Raw genomic sequence first — 1,507 nt, 5'->3', positions numbered from 1 at the left:
ACGCCGGGGCGGAGTTCCGTGCCGGAGACGCGTGGTCGGGTACTGGTCAGATGCGGCATGCCGCCTCCATCCAGATGTCGGCGAGGGACTCCTCCAGGCCGATCCGGGGACGCCAGCCGAGCCGGTCGCGGGCGGTGCGCACATCGGCCTGCTGCCAGCTGCCGCAGCCGTCCGGGTACGGATACGCGACCGGGGGCGCGTGGTCCGGGTCGGGTCGGGGGTGGCCGATGGCCGGGCGCAGGGCACCGGGAGGGCCGTCGAGTTCGTGGAGGGCACCGCCGTATCCGGCCACGCGGGCGAGGACCGCGGCAGCGTCGCGCAGGCGGACGGCGCGGCCGGAGCCGATGTTGATGACGCCCTGCGCGGCGGAGAGCGAGGCGGCGTGGACGGCGCGGGCCACGTCCCGGACGTCGACGAAGTCGCGCTGCGCGCCGAGGCCGCCGAGTTTCAGCTCGCCGTCGCCGGATTGCATGGCGCGGCGCATGGCCTCGGCGAGCCGGCCCAGCGGGGAGCCGGCGGGGGTGCCGGGTCCGGCCGGTGAGAAGACGCGCAGGACAACGGCGTCCAGGCCGGAGCCGAGGACCAGTTCCGTGGCGGCGAGTTTGCTGACGCCGTACGGGCCGCCGGGCCGGGGGACGGCGTCCTCCGCCGTGGACGAGCCGGGCTGGCTGGGGCCGTACTCGGCGCTGCACCCGATCTGCACCAGTCGGGCACCACAGCCGCTGCGGCGCAGGGCCTCGCAGACGGTGGCCACGGCGACGGTGTTGTGGCGGGTGAGCTCGCGGGCACCGCCCCTGGTGGCGCCGGCGCAGTTGACGACGACGCCCGGGTGGACCGCGTCGAGGAAGCGGGTGAGGGCACCGGGGCTGCCGGACGCGAGGTCGAAGCGGACGTCGGCGTCGTCGCCGCGGCCGAGGGCGGTGAGCTGCACGGCCGGGTCGGCGAGCAGGCGGTCGGCGACGAAGCGCCCGATGTAGCCGTTGGCTCCGATCAGCAGGACTCTCATCGCGCGGCTCCCGGGGCGGCCGGGGCTGCTGGGCGGGTGGTCATGCGGGTTCTCCTTGAGGCGAAGGAAGGGATGTGTCGGGTGCTGCCGGTGGCGACGGGGCCGGCGGCAGCGGCGGTCACCGGGAGGGTTCCGGTGGTGCGTGGGCCGAGGCCCTGGTCAGCTTGCGGGCCGCGTGGATCAGGAGGACCAGGGCCGCCGCACCGCAGGCGAGGGTGGGGGCGCTGCCGGCTCCCCAGGTGGTGACGAGGGTTTCGACGGGGGTGGCCAGGAAGCCGCAGCCGGGGATGCGGGAGGTGAAGACCGCGGCGAGGGCGGCTGCCTGGATCGTGGCCGTGGCGGTGAGGACCACTGCCGGGGCGTAGGCGAAACCGTGGGTGGTGAGGAGGCGGGCCAGGAAAAGGAGGGCGCCCAGGGTGAGGGCCTCCGCGTAGGCGGCGGGCTCGTCGAGGACCGCGGCGCAGAGGGTGAGCAGGGCCGCCAGGGCAGCCAGGAAGAGGG

At 75.8% G+C, this 1,507-nt stretch carries 1 protein-coding gene and 1 pseudogene; both read right to left on the bottom strand.

Features of this window, described 5'->3' with window-relative positions; all coding sequences use genetic code 11:
- Positions 1–46: 46 nt before the first annotated feature.
- Positions 47–1,006: an NAD-dependent epimerase/dehydratase family protein gene (locus tag CA983_RS43535; RefSeq protein WP_086560583.1), complete on the bottom strand. Its 960-nt coding sequence runs from the start codon at positions 1,004–1,006 to the stop codon at positions 47–49.
- Between the two features lie 118 nt (positions 1,007–1,124).
- Positions 1,125–1,507, bottom strand: a pseudogene (locus tag CA983_RS43530) (hypothetical protein); the annotation flags it as partial.

The sequence above is a fragment of the Streptomyces swartbergensis genome (assembly GCF_002148965.1).
Lineage (GTDB): Bacteria > Actinomycetota > Actinomycetes > Streptomycetales > Streptomycetaceae > Streptomyces > Streptomyces swartbergensis.
This window is presented reverse-complemented; position numbering and strand designations above follow the sequence as displayed.

Bases quoted from the DNA above. Each gene is read 5' to 3' on its own strand.
- CA983_RS43535 (WP_086560583.1), bottom strand. From the start codon at position 1,006: ATGAGAGTCCTGCTGATCGGAGCCAACGGCTACATCGGGCGCTTCGTC.